Genomic DNA, 20,312 nt, shown 5'->3' on the forward strand with positions numbered 1-20,312 from the left:
CCCACTGCCTGTCACATCGTCAGGCAACGCGACCGCCGACCACCTTCTGAATGCTTACGCTGCACCTGCGAAGAAAAGGCAGCGACCCGTTCGTGTACATGTACGACGACATCCCGAACGACTCCTGCGACGAGTTCCCCTGCGGAGGGACAGTCAGGGTGACAACGTGGTGAAGCCCCCGACAGATGGGTTTTCGACCAAGAGAACCGTCGCCGCCACAGGTTTCACATGCTTGTTCACCCGTCTGTAATCGACGTCTCCAGCTCTTCCCTTCGCTTCCTCGCTCGGCAGCTGCGGCGGCACCGCCGCGCGATCGGCTCCCATGGGCGACCGAGCACCGGCCGCCAAGCCCTCCCCACACTCGCCCACCAGCGCACGGGACACACGTACGCCCAGCTCGCGGCCGGGTTCGGCGTCAAACCACGACCGCATACCGCTACGTCACGGAGGCCGTCGACCTCCTGGCCGCTCTCGCCCCTAGCCTGGCCGGCGCCGTCCGCACCGCGTCGCCGAAGGCTCCGGCCCTCACGCTCCCACGCTACGGCGTGAGCCAGCGGAAGCCGTGCCCAGCGATCTGTCCGGGGCCCGATGGGCCCCTGATCGAGCCGAAGCGGCCGGACGAACGTTGACCTGGCGGGCGGCTGGGTCGCGCGCCGGCGGGGGAGTTCGGTGCTCTCCCCGCCGTTTTGTGAAGAGTCGACAAGGCGCGAGCGGCCGTGGCGGGGAGCGATCCTGCTCCTGCCGCGTGGAGGAGATGCCCTGGCAGAGTGAAACCAGCAGGTTCTTCGTCTGCTGGTGGTACGGCAACGGCACATCGCCGGCCAGCACACACAGTGCAGCTCGACGCCCGGAGCGGCTCGCCGGTCCGGGAACGGTCCGGATCCTGGTCGAAGAGCGGTGCCACGACATCGGTTTGGTTCGGGGGGAGGGCGGCTTGCGTGGGCACGGCCTCGCCGGCGCACGCCGATAGGCCTTCCGGGTTCGAGGAGGTGCCGCACCTGTCGGGCGTGGTCATCATGGTCATCCAGGCCTCGTCCGGCCGTCCAGGAGCGTTGGGGGGAGGGAAAGGGATGACAATGGAACTGTTTCCGCCGATCCCGCTCGCCGGGTGGCGCGACACCAAAGAGACTCTCCATCGCTTCGCGCAGATCGTCGGGAAGATCCGGCTCGCCGCCAGCGCTCAGCGTAATCACTGGTGGAATATCCCGTTGCACCTCACGGGGCGTGGCACCACCAGTCGCCCGATGGGCCAGGTCGACGGTAATCCGATCTTCGCGATGGACTTCGACTTCGTCGCGCATCAGCTGGTTGTTTCGACTCTGGACGGGCGGGAGATCTCCTTCCCGCTCACCGGCCGGTCCGTGGCGTCCTTCTACCACGCGGTCATGGACTCGCTGGCCGCGCTGGGCGTCCGGGTGCGGCTCGCCGTACCCAGGCCCTTCGACCTCCCCGACTCCGGCCGACCGTTCGCCGAGGACACCGAGCACTCGACCTACGATCCCGTGCAGGCCAACCGCTACTGGCGGGTCCTCAGCCAGGTGGCGTCCGTGCTGGAGGAATTCGCCGCGGGGTACTCGGGGAAGGTCAGTCCGGTGCACCACTTCTGGCACACCTTCGACATCGCCCACAGCCGGTTCTCCGGGCGCCACATCGAGCAGCCCGAGCAGATCGACCCGGTCACCCGGGAGGCGTACTCCCGGGAAGTGATCAGTTTCGGTTTCTGGTTCGGAGACGACACCTTCCCCGAGCCCGCGTTCTACTCCTACACCGCTCCGGAGCCCGCGCACCTGGCGGAGGAGCCGCTCCGGCCCGCGGCGGCACGCTGGCTTGCCCGTGGCAACAGCCACCTGGCCGTGCTGCGGTACGACGAGGTCCGTACCGAGGCCGACCCGCGCGCTGCCGTACTCGCCTTCTATGAAAGCGCGTACCGGGCCGGCGCCGGGCGCGCCGGCTGGGAGATCGAGCGGATGGCATGTCCCGGCGGGGTGACGGACCCGCAACTGCGGGTCCACGGGCCTGGTACCGCGTCCGGCTGAGGCCCGCACGCCGTCGCGGCCCGGCCCGCTGGCGTGGTCACCGGGGCACCGCCCCGGACAGGTGCCGATGCGTGCCAGGACACCCTGGAGCAGTCCCGTTGCCTGGCCCACCTCGATGAAGTGGCCGTCCGGGTCGCGCGTGGAGCAAGCCCTGTAGCCGCGGCTTGGTGTGACGGGGGCGGGGCGGACAGCGGCCCGGCCCGGCGCGCGGCAGTCGGATCGCGCCCCCGCCCTTCGGGGCGGCTGCCTGTTCGATCGCCCCCGTACACTCCTTTGGCTTTGCGGCAGCTTCGGGAGGACATGGCTGTCACGGTGTATCAGGTCCCGCACCGCGTCCTCGGACCGGACATGGGGCGGACGGCCCGAGGTCGGACTGATCAACGTCGTGCCGCCCGGCTCGACATCGCTCGCGCCGAACAGCTCGTGCGTGGCCCGGTAGTCGGTGACGCAGATGATCGTCAGGGAACCTGCCTTGAGCGCGTCGCCAACCGTTGGCTTCAGCCGTGTGCCCTCGGCCACCAACTGGTCGGCCTCGGAGGCCTTCCGGTTGCCCACGGTCGTGGGATGCCCGGCTTTCAGGAATGCGCCGGCGAGTGCCTGGCCCATCAGTCCGAGTCCGAGGTCTGTCACGGATGTAGCGGTTTTGTTGTTCATGGCAGCATCGTCAACGCTGATACCGGTGTGAAGGTCAAGCGGGTTTCGGTGCGGATCGGGGAACTGAGTCGTCGGACGGGCGTCAACGCCAATCAGTTGCGCTCCTACGAGGCCCAGAGCCTGCTGGAGGCAGACCGCGGAACGAACGGTTACCGCGAGTACGACGAAAGCGTCGGGCTGCGGGTGAAGTGGATCCGGCACCTGCTTGGTGTCGGGTTGTCCTCCGGGGGCATCGTGCATCTGCTGTCCTATGCGCTCAGAGAAGCCCCGGAGCTGCTCGGGTGTCCCGAGTCGCTGGCCGCGATGCGGTCACGGCTGCGGCGACTGGACGATCAGATGGACAGGCCCGCTCAATCCCGCGACGCTCTTGCCGACTGCATCGATGCGGCCGAGCGAATGGGCGACGAGAGCTATCCACCCCTTGACGATGCCGCCCTGGAGCCCGTCCCCGCCTGAGCAGCCGGGGCGCCCCGTCTTGCGAGACCGTCTCGGCCGGCAGCACCCGCCGACCTGCGAGACCACCGCCGACGCTCCGGCCTGGACGCGAACACGCGGAGACGGGGCCGCACGCTTCACCTGGTGAGGAACTTCTTTCCCGCGGTGGAGGGGGCCTTCGGCAAGCCCATCTTCCCAGGTCGGTAGGGCTCTCTACTCATTCGATCAACATCCGGTACGCCCAGCACCGTGAAAGCCCCAGGCCAATGGACCTGAAACATTCAGATTCTGCTGTCGGCAGACCGTTCCGTGACCCCTTGTGTTCATGAAGGTGCCGAGTAATCGTCATTACATGATTACGACACAGCAGCGAGAGCAACTGAGGGGCTGGTTCACCGGCCGGCTCCCCGACGATCTCTTCGAGGAACTGGCCGAGGTCACGGTCGACCGCGAGGAGATCACGGTGATCGGACGCATTTCCGGACCTCAGCCGGTCGAGGACGCCTCTCCGGCCGAGCGGGAAGCGGCGACCGAGGGCCGGATCCAGGAGTTCCGGGAACGCACCCGGGACGCCCGGATCGCGGTCGCCCGGGACGCGGAACACCGCTTCGGACGGAAGGTCTCCTGGGGGGTGGAGTGCGACGGGCGGCGCGCCCTGTTCACCCATGTCGCCGCGCCCGTCATGACCCGGCTGCGCCAGCCGGAGCGCCTGGTCCTCGACACGCTGATCGCCGGCGGGGTGGCCCGCAGCCGCAGCGAGGCGCTGGCCTGGTGCGTGCGCCTGGTCCAGCGGCACACCGACGACTGGCTCACCGAACTGCGTGAGTCCCTGGAGCACGTCCAGCGGGTGCGGGCCCAGGGGCCGGACGGCGAACGGGAGGAGGACGAGCCCACCGCCGACGGCGAGTGAACGGCGTTGTTGGTGACGCGTGTCACCGTGCGGGGCATGACTCGTCTCGTACTGGTCGACGGTGCCTGGCTCGAGGCGTGGGCACGGGACAAGGTGGTGGCCGAACTGCGCGCGGCCGCCGGAGGCGAACCCTGGCGTACCTTCGCCTCGCTGGCCCTGGAAGCGGACACGTCACGCCTGTCACCAGCACGGTGTCCTACGACCCCTACGTCCACGGTCTGCCCGGCCTGCGTCCCACCGGACGCCTGCGTCGCTTGCGCATCGCCGCCTACGCCGGATCTCGTCAGGGGCGGACCGCAGACGAGCGCGGCGAGCGGTCGGCGCGGCCCCGACGGTTGAGGCGGGACGGCCGCACCGGGGTTGAGCAGGTGCGGCGGAGGACACTCCGGCAGCACAGCACCGCTGGAGGGGCGGGGCCGGCACGTGTTCAGCGTGCCGGCCCCGCCCGTGAAGCGCTCGGCCCACCGCCTGATGCACCATGCATCAGACCAGTTCGGGTTGCGGTCCTGCGGGGCGCGACTCCGGTTGCCGCGCAGGCGCGGCAACCGCGTCCCACAGCCTGGTGGTCCGCACGTAGCTGTGGACCACTGAGGCCATCGCCAGGAGGAGAAGGGGACCGAAGGCCCACGGATGTGCGGCCATCTCCCTTGGCAGCCAGCGGTACGACACCAAGAGCACGGTGAAAACCGTCGTGCCGTAGGCGGCCAGCAGGATGCCCGACCGGTCCCAGCCACGTGCGAGCGAGCGCATCGTCGCCTCGATCGTGAGCGCGAACACCACGCCGGCGACGAGGTCCACGCCGTAGTGGTAGCCGAAGCCCAGCGTCGCGCCGAGAGTGCCGACCAACCAGAACGTGCCCGCGTAACGCATCATCCGTGAGCCCTTGCGGGAATGGATGAAGAGCGTGACGGCCCACGCCGTGTGCAGGCTGGGCATGCAGTTGCGCGGGGTGATCTCGTCGAACGGCATCGGGTGCGGGGTGTTGATCGGCGGCAGCGTGTCCGGCCACAGGGTGGCCGCCGCCCAGGGTCCGCCGTCGGCGCCGTAGGCGTAGACCGGACCGACGACCGGGAAGATCATGTAGATGGCCGGCCCGAGCAGGCCGATGACCAGGAAGGTGCGCACCAGGTGATGGCCCGGGAAACGGCGCTCGACCGCCACGTGACGCAACTGGTAGAGCCCGACGAGTGCCGCTGCCAGCGGGAGCTGACCGTAGACCAGACCGAGACCATGGACGCTGATCGGTTCGGTGGCATTGACGATCCGGCCGACCAGCCACGAGGGATCGCCCAGTGCGTGATCGGCGGTCGCCACGTACTGGTCGAGCACCGCCGGGCGGGTCTTCGACGTGATGAGCAGCCAGGTGTCACCCGTCTTGTGGCCGGACACCAGCAGCAGTCCCAGCCCGACGCCCTTCAGCAGCAGCGCACGTTCCCGGCCGGTACGGCGCGTGACGGCGATGACCGCGCAACCCAGAACCACCCACAACGCGCCGTTGCCGAAGTTCATTTCGGCGTCGACCGCCCACCGCACCAGCCAGAAGAGGACGTCGATGCCGATCGCGGCACCGATCGCGACGAGCCGCTGCCGCCAGGTGAGCACCACCATCGTCAACGCCAGACCGGCGTACAGCAGCGGACCCGAATGGGGAGCGAATATTACCTCTCGTGCCTGATGGGTGATCGGCCCCGACAAGCCGTAGTGGCGCGCGGAGAGTTCCAGTGCGATGAGGAAACCGAGGGCCGCCACACCCGCCGTGGCCCACAGCATCGCTCGTGGCTGAGGCCACGCGGCGAACGCAAAGGTGCGGTCTGTGCGCGAGGATATTCGTGGTGGAGTATTTTTCAATTGTTTGGCCCGTTTGCTAGATGCTAGACAAATAGGTCACTTATTGAGCTGTTTGGCATGGTTGCCGGTGAAGGGCGGGCGATCAGGGGGATCGTCGCGAGTTCAAACATGCTAACGGTATGGAGGGCGGGTTTCGCTGGTCACGAATGGTGCCCAGGCCAGATGCCCCGCTCTCGGTGGTCCGGCGTCCAGGATGGCCGGGAAACCCTGTACGTCCGGCGGGCGATGAAGGTGTCACGGGCCACCTGGTGGCTCTGAAGCGTGTGTACAGGTCGCGAACCGGTGGTCCGAGCGGAAGTACTGGCATACCGCCGGTACATCGAACCCGGCTACCGGTTCACGGTCGGCGACGAAGCGGATCGACCAACCGACCGGCTTCGTCCGGGGAGCAGTGGCGGGGCATGACGACTCACCAGGAGAAGACCGAGACCGTCTGCCTGGCCGTATCCCTCGTCGCCCACACCGTCCTTCGGTCCGCCCGGTGCCCCGCCAGGACACCGTTTCCCTTGGTGCCGACGCACCGTTGAATCGTTCGTGACGGAGTGGGTCGAGCGGCTGGTGCCGGACGAGTGGGGTGCTGTTTTGGCGGGTGGGGCCGCCTGCGGAGGCCGGGCGCCCCAGGTCGTTTCTTTGCCGACGGCGGCTGCGGCGGCGACCTTGCGCGAGGCGGGCGGGAGTGAGGCGAAGTCGATAGCGATGGTCTGTCGCGCCGGGCCGTCGATGAGGATCCGTACCGTGCCCGCGGGGTTCTCCGGGACGCCGTAGAAGACGAAGTCCTCATCGAAGACGACCTGTTCGTCGTCGAATCGGGCGTTGCGGGCCACGAGGACCCGGTCCTGCGACAGCGCTCCGATCCGACCGGCGACTCGCTCGAGACGGGTGCCCCGCGCAGCCGCTCGGCGGTCAGGCCGTGGACATGCGCGGCCCCGGGGTCGCAGTCGGGGTTCAGAAGAGTCGACAACTCCCGGTCTGCTCTCCGTCCGGACGAAAGACTCCAAGCGCGACAAGATCGCCGGCGAGAGGCACCCACGTGACTCTGCGCAGGCCGTCGCCCCGTAGAGTGCGTCTCCGATGCCCCCCGACCCCCGAGGTACCGAGCAGTGACCGCCGCCCGACCCGCACCGACCGCCGCAGTGACCGTCGTCGGGATCGGCGCCGACGGCTGGAAAGGCATCCCCGGCACCTCGCGGCAGGCCCTGCTCGGTGCGGACGTGGTGATCGGCGGTCCCCGCCAACTGGACCTTCTGCCACCGGAATGCGACGGGGACCGGGTGCCCTGGCCCTCACCCCTGCGGCCCGCGGTTCCCGGCCTGCTCGCGGCCCACGCCGGCCGCCGGATCGCCGTCCTGGCCAGCGGGGACCCCCTGTTCTACGGCATCGGACGCACCCTCGCCGAGGTGCTCGGCGCCGGCTCCGTACGGGTCCTGCCGCACCCCTCGTCCGTCTCCTACGCCTGCGCCCGCCTCGGCTGGCCCCTGGAGGACACCGAGGTCGTCACGCTCGTGGGCCGGCCCACCGCACGCCTGGCCGCCGCCCTGCACGACCGCCGGCGGCTGCTCGTGCTCAGCGCGGACGCCGCCACCCCCGGCGAGGTCGCCGCCCTGCTGCGGGACCGCGGCTTCGGGCCGAGCCGGATACGGGTGCTGGAACAGCTCGGCGGCGACAGGGAGCGGACGAGCGAGGCGACCTTTGCCGACGACTGGCCACCGCCGCACACGGGCGACGACCCCGACCCCCTCAACGTCGTCGCCGTCGAATGCCGCCGCGCCCCCGATGCCCTGCGCCTCGGCGCCGTACCCGGGCTTCCGGACGAGGCGTACGAGCACGACGGGCAGCTCACCAAGCGCCATGTCCGCGCCGCCACACTCGGCGCCCTGGCCCCCGCCCCCGGCGAACTGCTGTGGGACGTCGGCGGCGGCTCCGGCTCGATCGCCGTCGAGTGGATGCGTACGCATCCCGCCTGCCGGGCAGTCACCGTCGAACGCGACCCTGTCCGCGCCGAGCGGATCATCCGCAACGCGGAACGGCTCGGCGTCCCGGGGCTGCGGGTGGTGACCGGCGCAGCGCCCGCGGCCCTCGCCGGGCTCCCGCGGCCGGACGCCGTCTTCGTCGGCGGCGGGCTCACCGCACCCGGACTGCTGGACGCGTGCTGGGAAGCGCTCCCCGCGGGCGGGCGGCTGGTGGCCAACACCGTCACGCTGGAGTCCGAGGCGCTGCTGGCCGACGCCCGACGGCGTCACGGAGGCGAGCTGGTGCGCCTCGCCGTGGCGCACGCCGTGCCCGTGGGCGGCTTCACCGGGTGGCGGCAGGCGATGCCGGTGACCCAGTGGGCGGCACAGAAGACGTCCGAGTCGTCAGAAGCCGTACCAGGAACAGCAGGAGCAGACACATGACCGTGTACTTCATCGGTGCCGGACCCGGCGCCGCCGACCTGATCACCGTGCGCGGCGCCCGGACGCTCGCCGCCTGCGGGGTCTGTCTGTACGCGGGCAGCCTGGTGCCGCGCGAACTGCTGGCCGAATGCCCGCCCGACGCACGGCTGGTGGACACCGCGCAGCTTGATCTGGACGAGATCACGGCCGAGCTGCTCCGAGCGCACCAGGAGGGCCACGACGTGGCCCGGCTGCACTCCGGGGACCCGTCCGTGTTCAGCGCGGTCGCCGAGCAGATGCGGCGGCTGGACGCGGCAGGGGTGCCCTACGAGGTCGTCCCGGGCGTGCCCGCCTTCGCCGCGGCGGCGGCCTCACTGAAGCGGGAGCTGACCGTGCCGACGGTCGGGCAGACCGTCATCCTCACCAGGGTCGCCCACCGGGCGACCGCCATGCCGGACGGCGAGGACCTGGCCACCCTCGGCCGCAGCGGTGCGCTGATCGTGCTGCACCTGGCGGCGAAGTACGCGGACCGCGTGGTCGACGAACTGCTGCCGCACTACGGCGCCGACTGCCCCGCCGCCGTCGTCGCGTACGCCTCCCGCCCCGAGGAGCTGATCATCCGCGGCACGCTCGACGACATCGCCGGGAAAATCAAGGACGCGGGAGTGCTGCGGACGGCTGTGATCATGGTCGGGCGGACGCTGGGAGCGGAGCAGTTCCGCGACAGCCACCTGTATTCGCCCGAGCGGGAGAGGCATACCTGCTGAGCAGGACGTCCCGAGGGAGCAGGCCGTCCCGGTCTGGCGGGTGTGCGATGCCGCGGCGGCGGTGCGGTGGTACGCGCGGCTGGGCTTCGTCCAGCAGGAGGAGAAGCGGTTCGAGCCGGGACCTTCCGTGTTCACGGAGATCACCCGCGGGCACGCCCGGCTCTGCCTGTCGGAGCACGAGGGCGACGCGCGGCCGGACACCCCGGTGTATCCGAGGGTCGCCGGCCTCGAAGCCGGATGGCATCCCGCCGGGTGGTGCGGCCGGTCAAGGCGCCGGAATGCGCAGGGCGGGGGCGGCGGCTCCGCCGGACCGGGTGTTCAACCCGTCTCAGCGGGGCGCCTCGTGGACCGCCGCCTCTTGGGAGATCGGCAGAGGCCTCGTACCGGAACGCGTCACGCTTGATCCCCTGCACCACGACGCGGGACACGACCCGAAGCCGTCGCAGCCGAGTTCGAGGTCCCGGCCGAGGAGATGCCGTGGGACCGGGAACTCGAACCCCGGGACCCGGACCCGCCCTCCCTCCCTCAGGCCACGGAGCTGCGGCCCACCACCGTGCCCGCCCGGTCGACGCAGATCACGTCGACCGCGACCGGCGCCCCGCGCAGCACGGCCAGCGCCTCGTCGCGGGCCACCGTCGCGACCAGGTCGCCCAGCGGCACCCCGGCCGCCTGGCAGAGCTGGAGTGCGGCGAGGCCGGTGTTGGCGTCCGCCACCTCGGCGGCGAGGGCCTCGTCCGCGCCGCCTCGCCGGGCCAGTCGGGCGAGGAACCCCTTGTCGACCTGGGAGCGGGCGGAGTGCAGGTCGAGGTGGCCGGCGGCAAGCTTGGAGAGTTTGGCGAAGCCCCCGCAGACGGTGAGACGGTCCACCGGGTGGCGTCGGACGTACTTCAGCACGGCGCCCGCGAAGTCGCCCATGTCCAGCAGAGCGTCCTCGGGCAGGCCGTACTCGGCGACGACGGTCTTCTCCGAGGTGGAGCCGGTGCACCCGGCGACGTGCGTGCGCCCCGCCGCCCGCGCCACGTCCACACCCCGGCGGATCGAGTCGATCCACGCCGAACACGAGTAGGGGACCACGATGCCGGTGGTGCCGAGGATGGACAGCCCGCCGAGGATACCGAGCCGCGGGTTCCAGGTGGAGCGGGCGATCTCCTCGCCGTCGTCGACGGAGACGGTGATCTCGACGTCGCCGCTGCCGCCGTACCGTCCGGCGACGCGTGCGACGTGGTCGCGCATCATCTGCCGGGGGACGGGGTTGACGGCCGGTTCGCCGACGGGCAGCGGCAGGCCGGGGCGGGTGACCGTGCCCACGCCGGGCCCCGCCCGGAAAAAGACCCCGGCCCCGGCGGGAAGCCGACGTACCGTCACCCGGATCAGCGCCCCGTGCGTGACGTCCGGGTCGTCGCCGGCGTCCTTGACGATCCCCGCCATGGCGTACGAGTCCGTCAGCTCCTCGATGGCCAGCGCGAACGACGGTGTCTGCCCCTTCGGCAGCGTGATCGTCACCGGGTCGGGAAAGTCACCGGTGAGCAGCGCGGTGTACGCGGCGGTCGTGGCCGCGGTCGCGCAGGCACCGGTGGTCCAGCCGGGCCGCAGACCGGTGTGCTTGAGTTGGGCGCTGCGACCGCCCTCGGCCTCGCTGCTCATGCGTCGCTGCTCATGTCTCGCTCAAGGGAAGGGAACCGAATGAAGGGAACGGAACTGCCGTGCATGTGCTGATCCTCGGCGGCACCACCGAGGCCCGCCGCCTCGCCGAGCTGCTGGCGGCCGAACCCCTGCCGTGTCTGCGCGTGACGAACTCCCTGGCGGGACGGGTGGCCGCGCCCCGGACACCGCCCGGCGAGGTGCGCGTCGGCGGCTTCGGAGGGGCGGACGGGCTCGCCGCATGGCTGCGCGGGCACGGGGTGGACCTGCTCATCGACGCGACCCACCCTTTCGCCGGCACGATCAGCTTCAACGCGGCACGGGCCGCCACCACCGCCCGTGTTCCCCTGCTCGCGCTGCGGCGCCCCGGCTGGCTGCCGGTCGAGGGGGACGTCTGGCACGAGGCCGGTTCCCTGACCGAGGCCGCCGGGCTGCTGCCCGTGCTCGGCCGGCGGGTCTTCCTCACCACCGGCCGGATGGGCCTGGCCGCCTTCGCCGGCCTGGACGACCTGTGGTTCCTCGTACGGTCGGTGGACGCGCCCGGGGCGCCGCATCCGCCCCGCATGGAGGTGCTGCTCGACCGCGGCCCGTTCACCCTCGACGGGGAACGCGAGCTGCTGCGCCGGCACCGGATCGACGTCGTGGTCACCAAGGACAGCGGGGGAGCGGCCACCGCACCGAAGCTGACGGCCGCCCGTGAGGCGGGCGTGCCCGTGGTCGTGGTGCGCAGGCCGCCGGCACCCGGGGGAGTGGCCGTCGTGGCCGAGCCCCGGCAGGCGGTCCAGCGGGTCCGGGAAGCATACGCGCGGTGTGCACCCCCGGACGCCGGCTGAACCGCCGCGGCCCTCACGCCTCCGGATAGCGGCGGGGCGTCCAGACGACCTCCTCGCCATCCCCCCGCCGCACGACCCGGGTCTGCGAGGAACCGACCAGCAGGATCGTGCGCATGTCGACCTCGGCCGGGTCCAGGTCCGCCAGCCGGACGATCCGCACCCGCTCGTCGGCGCCGCCCACGTCCCGCGCCACGACGACGGGCGTGTCCGGTGCCCGGTGCTCCAGCAGCAGTTCGCGGGCCTTGCCGACCTGCCAGGTCCGGCTGCGCGACCCGGGGTTGTACAGGGCCAGCACCAGGTCGGCACCGGCGGCGGCGTGCAGCCGCCCGGCGATGACCTCCCACGGCTTGAGGCGGTCGGACAGGGAGACGGTGGCGTAGTCGTGGCCGAGCGGGGCGCCCGCACGGGCGGCGGCCGCGTTGGCGGCGGTCACACCCGGCAGTACCCGCACCGGCACATGTGCGTACGTCTCCGCCGAGGCGGCCTCCAGTACGGCCGTGGCCATGGCGAAGACCCCCGGGTCGCCGCCGGACACGACGGCCACCCTCCGCCCCCGCAGGGCGAGCTGCAGCGCGAACTCGGCGCGCTCGGCCTCGACCCGGTTGTCCGAGCCGTGGCGACACTGACCGGTCCGTACGGGCACCCGGTCCAGGTAGGTGGTGTAGCCGACCAGGTCGTCGGCGGCGGCGAGGGCGCCGCGCGACTCGGGCGTCAGCCACAGCGGCCCGGCCGGCCCGGTTCCGACCACGACGACCTCACCGACGGAGCCCGGCTCCCGGACGGCCGGCCCGGCGTCGACCTGGCTCGGCAGCACGGCCACCGCGAAGTACGGCACGGACTCGGCCTCCACGTCGGCGAGTTCGGCAAGGCGTTCCCCGGCCATGGTGGCCCGCTCGACGTACCGGGCCGCCTCCAGCCGCCCCGCACGCTCCATCGCCCGGCGCACCTTGGGGAAGGTACGCCCCAGCTTCATCACCACGGCCGCGTCCGTCGCGGCGAGCCGGGCGGTCAGCTCCTCCTCGGGCAGCGTGCCCGGCAGGATGGTCAGCACCTCCTCGCCCTCGGCGAGCGGGGTGCCCAGGCGGGCCGCGGCGGCGGAGACCGACGTGACACCAGGGATCACCTCGGTGTCGTAGCGGTCCGCGAGCCGCTTGTGCATGTGCATGTAGGAGCCGTAGAAGAGCGGGTCGCCCTCGGCGAGGACGGCGACCGTCCGGCCCGCGTCCAGATGGGCGGCGAGCCGGGCCGACGCCTCGGCGTAGAAGTCGTCCATGGCGCCCTGGTAGCCGCCGGGGTGGTCGGTGGTCTCGGTGGTGACGGGGTAGACCAGCGGTTCCTCGACGTGGTCGGCCCGTATGTGCTTCGCCGCGATGGAGCGGGCGATGGACCGGCCGTGACGGGCACTGTGATAGGCGATCACGTCCGCCTCGGCGATGGCCTCGACGGCCCGTACGGTCATCAGGGACGGGTCGCCGGGGCCGAGCCCGACCCCGTACAGCTTGCCGCTCATTCTTCCTCGCTCGCGATCGCGTTGAGAGCGGCGGCGGCGATGGCGCTGCCTCCGCGACGGCCTCGGACGACCAGGTGCTCCAGGCCCGAGGGGTGGGCGGCCAGGGCGTCCTTGGACTCGGCCGCGCCGATGAAGCCGACGGGCACGCCGATGACGGCGGCCGGTCTGGGCGCCCCCTCCTCGATCATCTCCAGGAGGCGGAAGAGCGCGGTGGGCGCGTTGCCGACGGCGACCACGGCGCCCTCCAGACGGTCGCGCCACAGCTCCAGTGCGGCGGCGCTGCGCGTCGTGCCGAGCTTCGCCGCCAGCTCCGGGACGGCCGGGTCGGAGAGCGTGCACAGCACGTCGTTGTCGGCGGGCAGCCGCTTGCGGGTCACCCCGCTGGCCACCATCTGCACGTCGCAGAGGATCGGAGCCCCGCCGCGCAGGGCCTCGCGTGCGCGGGCCACCACACCGGGCGTGTGACCGAGGTCGCGGACGAGGTCGACCATTCCACAGGCGTGGATCATCCGGACCGCGACCTGGCTGACGTCGGCGGGCAGGGCCGCGAGGTCCGCCTCCGCGCGGATGGTGGCGAAGGACTGGCGGTAGATGGCCGCTCCGTCCTTCTCGTAGTCGTAGGGGGTCACGGTGTCCTTCTCGCTGCTCTCGGTCGTCGTACGGCTCATGAGGTGACCGCCGCCAGGGTGGCGGCGAGGAGGGAGGGATCGTCCAGGGCGGCGGTGCGCGCCGGCCGCCCCTGGGCGACCATGCCGATCCGGTAGCCGCCCTCCGGGGCGGCGACCACATCGATCCGGTCGCCCCGGGGGCGGCCGCAACGCCGCTCGCAGCCGGACCAGTACAACGGCAGGGGGGAGCGGCCCGCGCCGGCGAGGGCATCGGCAGCGTCCGCCCGCACGTCGGAACGTGACCTGCCGCACCCCGGCCGGCCGATGCAGGCACCGACGCGCAGCCAGGGGGAGGAGGCGTCGGTGACCAGGCCGGTGCCGGCGAGGCGGGCCAGCGCGTCGGCCGCTGTCGCCGTGCTCGTCCCGGGAGCGGGGACGACGATGCCGCGCCACGGTGTCAGGCGCAGTTCGCCCGCCCCGACCCCGGCGGCCACCCGGGTCACGGTCCGCCATTGACGGGACGTGAGAAGGCCCAGGGGAGCATGGACGGACAGGGCCGCCCCGATCACTCCCAAAGGCGGCCCCTCCGCTGTGGCGCGGTCGTTCGGCGCCGGAACGCAGTCGATGCCCGCGCCGGTCAGGCGGGACCGGATCACATGCGTCAACTCACCTGGGGAGAGGCTCAGTTCGTCGACCCGCCAGACCTGTGCCCCGGTCTCCCGCAGCACCTCGAGGAACGCCTCGGCAGCGAGCAGCGCGGCCCGGGGCGCCTCGTCCCCGGACACCCGCAGGGCCTCGTCCGCCGAGCCGGTGACGAGCAGGGCGCCGCCGTCTTTGACCGCACGCACGGTCACATCGGCGCCGAGTCCGGCGACATCGCCGCGTCCGTCGTCGAGCGCGAACAGGAACCGCCCGGACAACGCCCGCGCCGCCTCGCTCGCGCACAGCGACTCGTCCAGGGCCGACAACCACGGCCGCACATCCCGGACCCCCCGTCCGTCGAGGCCGGACAGCGGTGAGGCGACGATGTTGCGTGCCCGTTCGTGCCCGCGTGACGGGAGCAGTCCGGCCGGGTCCAGCGACCCGGCGAGCCGGGCGCCGCAGTCGTCGCGCAGTCCACGCAACTGCACGTTGCCGCGCGAGGTCAGATGCAGTTCGCCGTCGCCCAGTTGGTCGGCCACGTCCGCGAGTACCTCGGCCTGCGGCACGGTGAGCACCCCACCGGGCACCCGGACCCGGGCCAGCGCGCCGTCGTCGGCGGTGTGCAGCCGCAACGACCCCGGACAGGCGTCACCGCGGTCCCGTGAGACCGCTGTGGCCTGGGACGACGGAGGGAGGGAAGCCGTGGACATGGCGGCGAGCATACCGACCGTCACACGGCGTCCAAGCCCTGCCCTCTTCCCCCGACCCTTACTATGATCTCGGCGGATCATCAGATCCGCCCTCGCCACGACGGCGACAGGGGAGGAAGCCGGTGCGAATCCGGCGCGGTCCCGCCACTGTGAGTCCGGCCACCAGGAGGCCGGACGAGTCAGGAACTCCCGCCGTCCAACACTGCCCGGGGCGCGGACCCCGAGGAAGGCCGGCCGACGCATGCCGCATTCGTCCGGGGAGCGCTCGACGCACCCCCGCATCCTGCTCCTGTCGACGTCCGACACGGACCTGCTCAGCGCGCGAGCGGCCGACGGCCCGGTGCCCTACCGCTTCGCCAACCCCTCCCGCCTCCCGCTCGACGACCTGCCCGCGCTCCTCGAGGGCGTCGGCCTGGTCGTCGTACGCCTCCTCGGCGGACTGCGCGCCTGGGAGGAGGGCCTCGACCTGCTGCTCGCCGACGGCCGCCCGGTCGTCGTCCTCACCGGTGAACAGGCCCCCGACGCCCAGCTGATGGCCGCCTCCACGGTTCCCGTCGGCATCGCCGCCGAGGCGCACGCCTATCTCGCCCACGGCGGACCCGCCAACCTCGAGCAGCTCGCCCGCTTCCTGTCCGACACGGTCCTGCTCACCGGCCACGGCTTCGAGGCGCCCGCGCCCGCACCCACCTGGGGCCCGCTGGAGCGCACACCCCGCGAGGACACCGACGGCCCGACCGTCGCCGTGCTCTACTACCGCGCCCATCACATGAGCGGCAACACCGCCTTCGTCCACGCCCTGTGCGACGCCGTGGAGAACGCGGGCGGGCGGCCCCTGCCGCTGTACGTGGCCTCCCTGCGCGCCCCCGAATCCGAACTGATCGAGGAGCTGCGCGCGGCGGACGTCATCGTCACGACCGTCCTCGCGGCCGGCGGCACCAAGCCCGCCGAGGCGTCCGCCGGCGGCGACGACGAGTCCTGGGACGCGGGCGCCCTCACCACCCTGGACGTGCCGATCCTCCAGGCCCTGTGCCTGACCGGCTCCCGCACCGCCTGGGAGGAGAGCGACGAGGGCGTCTCCCCGCTGGACGCCGCGAGCCAGATCGCCGTGCCCGAGTTCGACGGCCGCCTGATCACCGTGCCGTTCTCCTTCAAGGAGATCGACGCCGACGGCCTCCCGGCCTACGTCGCCGACCCCGAGCGCGCCGCCCGGGTGGCCGGCATCGCCGTGCGCCACGCCCGCCTGCGGCACATCCCGGCCGCCGACAAGCGCCTGGCCCTCGTCCTGTCCGCCTATCCGACCAAGCACTCCCGCATCGGCAACGCGGTCGGCCTGGACACCCCCGCCAGCGCGGTGGCCCTCCTGCGCCGGCTGCGGGACGAGGGATACGACTTCGGCGACACCGACGTCCCCGGACTGGCCTCCGGAGACGGCGACGAACTGATCCGCGCGCTGATCGAGGCGGGCGGCCACGACCAGGACTGGCTCACCGAGGAACAGCTCGCCCGCAACCCGGTGCGCATCCCGGCCGCCGACTACAAGCGCTGGTACGCCACCCTCCCCGAGGGACTGCGCACGGCCGTCGAGCAGCACTGGGGCCCGGCGCCGGGCGAGATGTTCCTCGACCGCAGCCGCAACCCGGAGGGCGACATCGTCCTCGCGGCCCTGCGCCGCGGCAACCTGCTGATCCTCATCCAGCCCCCGCGCGGCTTCGGCGAGAACCCCATCGCCATCTACCACGACCCCGACCTGCCGCCCTCCCACCACTACCTCGCCGCCTACCGCTGGCTCGCCGCGCGGGCCGAGGACGGCGGCTTCGGCGCGGACGCCATGATCCACCTCGGCAAGCACGGCAACCTGGAGTGGCTGCCGGGCAAGAACGCCGGCCTGTCCGCCGCCTGCGGCCCCGACGCAGCCCTCGGCGACCTCCCCCTCGTCTACCCCTTCCTGGTCAACGACCCGGGTGAGGGCACCCAGGCCAAGCGCCGGGTCCACGCCACCCTCGTCGACCACCTCGTCCCCCCGATGGCCCGCGCCGACTCCTACGGCGACATCGCGCGCCTGGAACAACTCCTCGACGAGTACGCCCAGATCTCCTCCATGGACCCGGCGAAGCTCCCGGCGATCCGCGCCCAGATCTGGACCCTCATCCAGGCCGCCCGCCTCGACCACGACCTCGGCCTCGACGACCGTCCCGACGACGACGGCTTCGACGACTTCCTCCTGCACGTCGACGGCTGGCTCTGCGAGGTCAAGGACGCCCAGATCCGCGACGGCCTCCATGTCCTGGGCGTCCCGCCCGCCGGCGCCGACCGGGTCAACCTCGTCCTGGCGATCCTGCGCGCCCGCCAGATCTGGGGCGGCGTCACCGCCCTGCCCGGCCTGCGCGAGGCCCTCGGCCTCGACGAGTCCGCCGCCACCCGCACGACGGCCGACGAGGCGGAGGAGAAGGCCCGCGCCCTGGTCCAGGCGATGGAGGACGCGGACTGGGACCCGGCCGCCGTGCCCACCGAGCACGGTGAACAGGTCGCCGCCGTCCTGGAGTTCGCCGCCCGCGAGGTCGTCCCGCGGCTGTCGGCCACCACCGCCGAACTCGACCACACCGTCCACGCCCTGAACGGCGGTTTCGTCCCCGCCGGCCCGTCCGGCTCCCCACTGCGCGGTCTGGTCAACGTCCTGCCGACCGGCCGCAACTTCTACTCGGTCGACCCCAAGGCCGTCCCCTCCCGCCTCGCGTGGGAGACCGGCCAGGCCCTCGCGGACAGCCTCCTGGAGCGCTACCGCTCGGACAACGGCGACTGGCCCACCTCGGTCGGGCTCTCCCTCTGGGGCACCAGCGCCATGCGCACCGCAGGGGACGACGTCGCCGAGGCCCTCGCCCTGCTGGGCATCCGCCCCGTCTGGGACGACGCCTCACGCCGTGTCACGGGGCTGGAGGCCATCCCGTACGACGAGCTGGGACGCCCCCGCATCGACGTCACCCTGCGCATCTCCGGCTTCTTCCGCGACGCCTTCCCGCACACCGTCGGCCTCCTCGACGACGCCGTCCGCCTGGCGGCCTCCCTGGACGAGCCCGCCGAGGCCAACCACGTCCGCGCCCACGTCCAGGCCGACCTCGCCGAACACGGCGACGAACGCCGGGCCACCACCCGCATCTTCGGCTCCCGCCCCGGCACCTACGGTGCCGGCCTGCTCCAGCTCATCGACTCCCGCGACTGGCGCACCGACGCCGACCTCGCCGAGGTCTACACCGTCTGGGGCGGCTACGCCTACGGTCGCGAACTGGACGGCCGCCCGGCCCGCGACGAGATGGAGACGGCGTACAAGCGGATCGCGGTGGCCGCCAAGAACACGGACACCCGCGAGCACGACATCGCCGACTCGGACGACTACTTCCAGTACCACGGCGGCATGGTCGCCACCGTCCGCGCTCTGCGCGGCACCGCGCCCGAGGCGTACATCGGCGACTCCACCCGCCCCGAGACGGTCCGCACCCGCACCCTGGTGGAGGAGACCTCGCGCGTCTTCCGCGCCCGGGTGGTCAACCCGAAGTGGATCGAGGCGATGCGCCGCCACGGTTACAAGGGCGCCTTCGAACTCGCCGCCACCGTGGACTACTTGTTCGGTTACGACGCCACCACGGGGGTCATCGCCGACTGGATGTACGACAAGCTCACCGAGGCCTACGTCCTGGACCCGGCCAACCGTGAGTTCCTGCAGCAGGCCAACCCCTGGGCCCTGCATGGCATCGCGGAGCGGCTGCTGGAGGCCGAGTCGCGCGGCATGTGGGAGAAGCCCGACCCGGCGGTCCTCGACGCGCTGCGGAAGGTGTACCTGGAGACGGAGGGCGACCTGGAGGGCGAGGACTGAGGGGCGGACCGGGCGGCGGCCGGCCGCCGCCCGGTCTATGTCCTGCGGCCTGGTCGGTGCTCCTCAGTACGGACGACGCCGTGGCGTTTCCGGTGCGCCACGATCATCAGTATGACTTTGTTCGAGCATGACTTCGTCGCGGCGGGTTCCATCGAGCGGCCGGTGGGTGACACGGGGCGGATGCTCCAGATGATGACCGGATACTGGGTCACCCAGGTGGTGCGCACCGCGGCCGAACTGCGGATCGCCGATCACCTGCACGCCGACGGCGCCACTCCCGAGGAGGTGGCAGAGGCGGAGTCCCTGGACCCGGACTCGACCTTCCGGTTCCTGCGCGCGTGCGCCTCCCTCGGTCTGGCCGCATCCACCGACGGGAAGCGGTTCGCCGGTACGCCCCTGCTCGACACCCTGCGCACCGACGCCCCGGGTTCCCTGCGGGACCTGGCCCTGTGGGGCGGGGCCGAGTCGCACTGGCTGCCGTGGGGGCGCCTGGCGGACGCGATCCGCACCGGCACCCCCCAGGCGGAGGCCGCCCTGGGCGCACCCGTCTTCGACTGGCTCGCCGCCGCCCCCACGGAAGCCGAGGTCTTCACCAATGCCATGACGGCCATGACCCGCGGCCTGGCCCACCGGCTCGCGGACGTGATCGACCTCAGGGGCGCCGAGGTCGCCGTGGACGTCGGCGGCGCCGGCGGAAACCTGGTCCAGACGCTCATGCAGCGGCACCCCCGACTGACCGGAATGGTCCTCGACCTCCCGCACGTGGGCGCCGAGGCGGACGCCTCCGCGACGGCTCTGGGCGTCAGGGACCGGTTCACCTTCGTCGGCGGCGACTTCTTCGAGCAGGTGCCGCCCGCGGACGTGCACCTGCTGAAGTTCGTCCTGCACGACTGGGACGACGACTCCTGCGTCCGCATTCTGCGCAACTGCCGGGAAGCCCTCCGGCCCGGTGGGCGCGTGCTGGTGATGGAGCTCCTCGTCGACGAGGTGGGCACACCCGGTCTGGAACCGCTGATGGACCTCAACATGATGGCGCTGTCCACCGGACGCGAACGCAGCCTCGACGAGTTCGAGAACCTCTTCGAACGAGCCGGACTGAAACCGGCATCCACCAAGCCCTCCGTCTCCCGGGTCTCCGTCCTGGAACTCGTACCCGCCTGAGCTCCGTTCGGAACACCACCCCCTGCCGGTGGTCCTCGCCCACGCCGGAATCCACCGCCTTCAGGCCGCGCTCCTTCCCGACCGGGGCGCGGCCTCGCGCTGTTCGGCTCCCTTCCCCGCGATCCGTGCCTGGAGGCAGGGCATTCGAGAGCCCCGACTCTTCTGGAGATGAGGGGAGTTGGCACTCCGGCCGCCCGTGGGCGTGTCCCGGTCCGGCACGCCGTGCTCGGCGTCCGTGGGAGGATACGACGCGGGCGACCGGGCTCCATGTGGGCCGGGACCTGTCCGGTGGGATCGTGCCGGGCCGGCGTGATCCG

Annotated in this window: 15 protein-coding genes, 2 pseudogenes and 1 riboswitch; of the genes and pseudogenes, 11 read left to right on the forward strand and 6 right to left on the reverse strand. The window is 72.0% G+C overall.

Translation table 11 applies throughout. The annotated features are described in order from the left end of the window. Positions 1–228: 228 nt before the first annotated feature. A pseudogene (locus ACFP2V_RS13515) lies at positions 229–518 on the forward strand (transposase family protein); the annotation flags it as partial. 558 nt (positions 519–1,076) lie between these two features. Next, positions 1,077–2,036: a DUF5996 family protein gene (locus ACFP2V_RS13520; protein ID WP_381210975.1), complete on the forward strand. Its 960-nt coding sequence runs from the start codon at positions 1,077–1,079 to the stop codon at positions 2,034–2,036. A gap of 471 nt (positions 2,037–2,507) precedes the next feature. On the opposite strand, the pseudogene ACFP2V_RS13525 reads toward ACFP2V_RS13520, so the two are convergent. Continuing rightward, positions 2,508–2,690: pseudogene (locus ACFP2V_RS13525) on the reverse strand (NAD(P)-binding domain-containing protein); the annotation flags it as partial. Between ACFP2V_RS13525 and ACFP2V_RS13530 the strand changes: the two are divergent. From ACFP2V_RS13530 to ACFP2V_RS13540, 3 genes are all read left to right on the forward strand, one after another. Continuing rightward, a complete protein-coding gene (locus tag ACFP2V_RS13530; RefSeq protein WP_381210978.1) occupies positions 2,601–3,146 on the forward strand; it encodes a MerR family transcriptional regulator in 546 nt (181 codons plus the stop codon). The pseudogene ACFP2V_RS13525 and the gene ACFP2V_RS13530 overlap by 90 nt on opposite strands. 331 nt (positions 3,147–3,477) lie before the next feature. Continuing rightward, positions 3,478–4,035 (forward strand): hypothetical protein, encoded by a 558-nt coding sequence (locus ACFP2V_RS13535; RefSeq protein ID WP_381210590.1) that lies wholly within the window; start codon positions 3,478–3,480, stop codon positions 4,033–4,035. 36 nt (positions 4,036–4,071) lie between these two features. Continuing rightward, positions 4,072–4,374, forward strand: a complete 303-nt coding sequence (locus ACFP2V_RS13540; RefSeq protein ID WP_381210593.1) for a hypothetical protein — start codon at positions 4,072–4,074, stop codon at positions 4,372–4,374. A gap of 144 nt (positions 4,375–4,518) precedes the next feature. Here ACFP2V_RS13540 and ACFP2V_RS13545 read toward each other — a convergent pair whose 3' ends face one another. Next, a complete protein-coding gene (locus tag ACFP2V_RS13545; protein ID WP_381210596.1) occupies positions 4,519–5,805 on the reverse strand; it encodes a phosphatase PAP2 family protein in 1,287 nt (428 codons plus the stop codon). Between the two features lie 1,178 nt (positions 5,806–6,983). Here ACFP2V_RS13545 and cbiE point away from each other — a divergent pair. From cbiE to ACFP2V_RS13560, 3 genes are read left to right on the forward strand one after another with little or no spacing between them, the layout of a single operon-like run. Further along, the gene (gene cbiE / locus ACFP2V_RS13550; protein WP_381210599.1) at positions 6,984–8,276 is read left to right on the forward strand and encodes a precorrin-6y C5,15-methyltransferase (decarboxylating) subunit CbiE; all 1,293 of its coding nucleotides are present in this window, start codon (positions 6,984–6,986) and stop codon (positions 8,274–8,276) included. Next, positions 8,273–9,022 carry a precorrin-4 C(11)-methyltransferase gene (gene cobM, locus ACFP2V_RS13555; RefSeq protein ID WP_381210602.1) on the forward strand — a complete coding sequence of 250 codons (750 nt, stop codon included), beginning with the start codon at positions 8,273–8,275 and terminating at the stop codon, positions 9,020–9,022. Before cbiE ends, cobM begins: the two co-directional genes overlap by 4 nt. Further along, a complete protein-coding gene (locus ACFP2V_RS13560) occupies positions 9,012–9,425 on the forward strand; it encodes a glyoxalase superfamily protein (protein ID WP_381210981.1) in 414 nt (137 codons plus the stop codon). Before cobM ends, ACFP2V_RS13560 begins: the two co-directional genes overlap by 11 nt. Positions 9,426–9,547: 122 nt before the next feature. Here ACFP2V_RS13560 and ACFP2V_RS13565 read toward each other — a convergent pair whose 3' ends face one another. After that, positions 9,548–10,666 carry a cobalt-precorrin-5B (C(1))-methyltransferase gene (locus tag ACFP2V_RS13565; RefSeq protein ID WP_381210605.1) on the reverse strand — a complete coding sequence of 373 codons (1,119 nt, stop codon included), beginning with the start codon at positions 10,664–10,666 and terminating at the stop codon, positions 9,548–9,550. 59 nt (positions 10,667–10,725) lie between these two features. Here ACFP2V_RS13565 and ACFP2V_RS13570 point away from each other — a divergent pair, with 59 nt between their 5' ends. Next, positions 10,726–11,496: a cobalt-precorrin-6A reductase gene (locus ACFP2V_RS13570; protein WP_381210608.1), complete on the forward strand. Its 771-nt coding sequence runs from the start codon at positions 10,726–10,728 to the stop codon at positions 11,494–11,496. 13 nt (positions 11,497–11,509) lie between these two features. Here the strand turns inward: ACFP2V_RS13570 and ACFP2V_RS13575 are convergent, their stop codons facing one another. Genes ACFP2V_RS13575 through cobG form a run of 3 tightly spaced genes read right to left on the reverse strand, consistent with a single transcriptional unit; the run spans position 11,510 to position 14,978 of the window. Further along, positions 11,510–13,006, reverse strand: coding sequence for a precorrin-2 C(20)-methyltransferase (locus ACFP2V_RS13575; RefSeq protein ID WP_381210610.1), 1,497 nt, complete (start codon positions 13,004–13,006; stop codon positions 11,510–11,512). After that, positions 13,003–13,674, reverse strand: a complete 672-nt coding sequence (locus ACFP2V_RS13580; RefSeq protein WP_381210613.1) for a precorrin-8X methylmutase — start codon at positions 13,672–13,674, stop codon at positions 13,003–13,005. The genes ACFP2V_RS13575 and ACFP2V_RS13580 overlap by 4 nt, the downstream gene beginning before the upstream one ends. After that, complete coding sequence (cobG, locus tag ACFP2V_RS13585; protein ID WP_381210984.1) at positions 13,671–14,978, reverse strand: precorrin-3B synthase; 1,308 nt, start codon at positions 14,976–14,978, stop codon at positions 13,671–13,673. Before cobG ends, ACFP2V_RS13580 begins: the two co-directional genes overlap by 4 nt. 45 nt (positions 14,979–15,023) lie before the next feature. Next, positions 15,024–15,174: riboswitch (cobalamin riboswitch) on the forward strand. 33 nt (positions 15,175–15,207) lie between these two features. Here cobG and cobN point away from each other — a divergent pair. Both cobN and ACFP2V_RS13595 read left to right on the forward strand, forming a co-directional pair. Beyond that, on the forward strand, positions 15,208–18,834 hold the full coding sequence (cobN, locus tag ACFP2V_RS13590) for a cobaltochelatase subunit CobN (RefSeq protein ID WP_381210616.1): 3,627 nt from the start codon (positions 15,208–15,210) through the stop codon (positions 18,832–18,834). 111 nt (positions 18,835–18,945) lie between these two features. After that, entirely contained in the window at positions 18,946–19,995 is a 1,050-nt protein-coding gene (locus ACFP2V_RS13595) for a methyltransferase (protein ID WP_381210619.1), read from the forward strand. Positions 19,996–20,312: the final 317 nt, after the last annotated feature.

The organism is Streptomyces incanus, from assembly GCF_042656345.1.
Lineage (GTDB): Bacteria > Actinomycetota > Actinomycetes > Streptomycetales > Streptomycetaceae > Streptomyces > Streptomyces incanus.

Excerpts from the sequence above, each read along its gene's own strand:
- cobN (WP_381210616.1), top strand. The coding sequence starts at position 15,208 with ATGCCGCATTCGTCCGGGGAGCGCTCGACGCACCCCCGCATCCTGCTC.
- ACFP2V_RS13535 (WP_381210590.1), top strand. The coding sequence starts at position 3,478 with ATGATTACGACACAGCAGCGAGAGCAACTGAGGGGCTGGTTCACCGGC.
- ACFP2V_RS13540 (WP_381210593.1), top strand. The coding sequence starts at position 4,072 with ATGACTCGTCTCGTACTGGTCGACGGTGCCTGGCTCGAGGCGTGGGCA.
- cobM (WP_381210602.1), top strand. The coding sequence starts at position 8,273 with ATGACCGTGTACTTCATCGGTGCCGGACCCGGCGCCGCCGACCTGATC.
- ACFP2V_RS13580 (WP_381210613.1), bottom strand. The coding sequence starts at position 13,674 with ATGAGCCGTACGACGACCGAGAGCAGCGAGAAGGACACCGTGACCCCC.
- ACFP2V_RS13520 (WP_381210975.1), top strand. The coding sequence starts at position 1,077 with ATGGAACTGTTTCCGCCGATCCCGCTCGCCGGGTGGCGCGACACCAAA.
- ACFP2V_RS13530 (WP_381210978.1), top strand. The coding sequence starts at position 2,601 with ATGCCCGGCTTTCAGGAATGCGCCGGCGAGTGCCTGGCCCATCAGTCC.
- ACFP2V_RS13565 (WP_381210605.1), bottom strand. The coding sequence starts at position 10,666 with ATGAGCAGCGAGGCCGAGGGCGGTCGCAGCGCCCAACTCAAGCACACC.
- ACFP2V_RS13545 (WP_381210596.1), bottom strand. The coding sequence starts at position 5,805 with ATGCTGTGGGCCACGGCGGGTGTGGCGGCCCTCGGTTTCCTCATCGCA.
- ACFP2V_RS13575 (WP_381210610.1), bottom strand. The coding sequence starts at position 13,006 with ATGAGCGGCAAGCTGTACGGGGTCGGGCTCGGCCCCGGCGACCCGTCC.
- ACFP2V_RS13595 (WP_381210619.1), top strand. The coding sequence starts at position 18,946 with ATGACTTTGTTCGAGCATGACTTCGTCGCGGCGGGTTCCATCGAGCGG.
- cobG (WP_381210984.1), bottom strand. The coding sequence starts at position 14,978 with ATGCTCGCCGCCATGTCCACGGCTTCCCTCCCTCCGTCGTCCCAGGCC.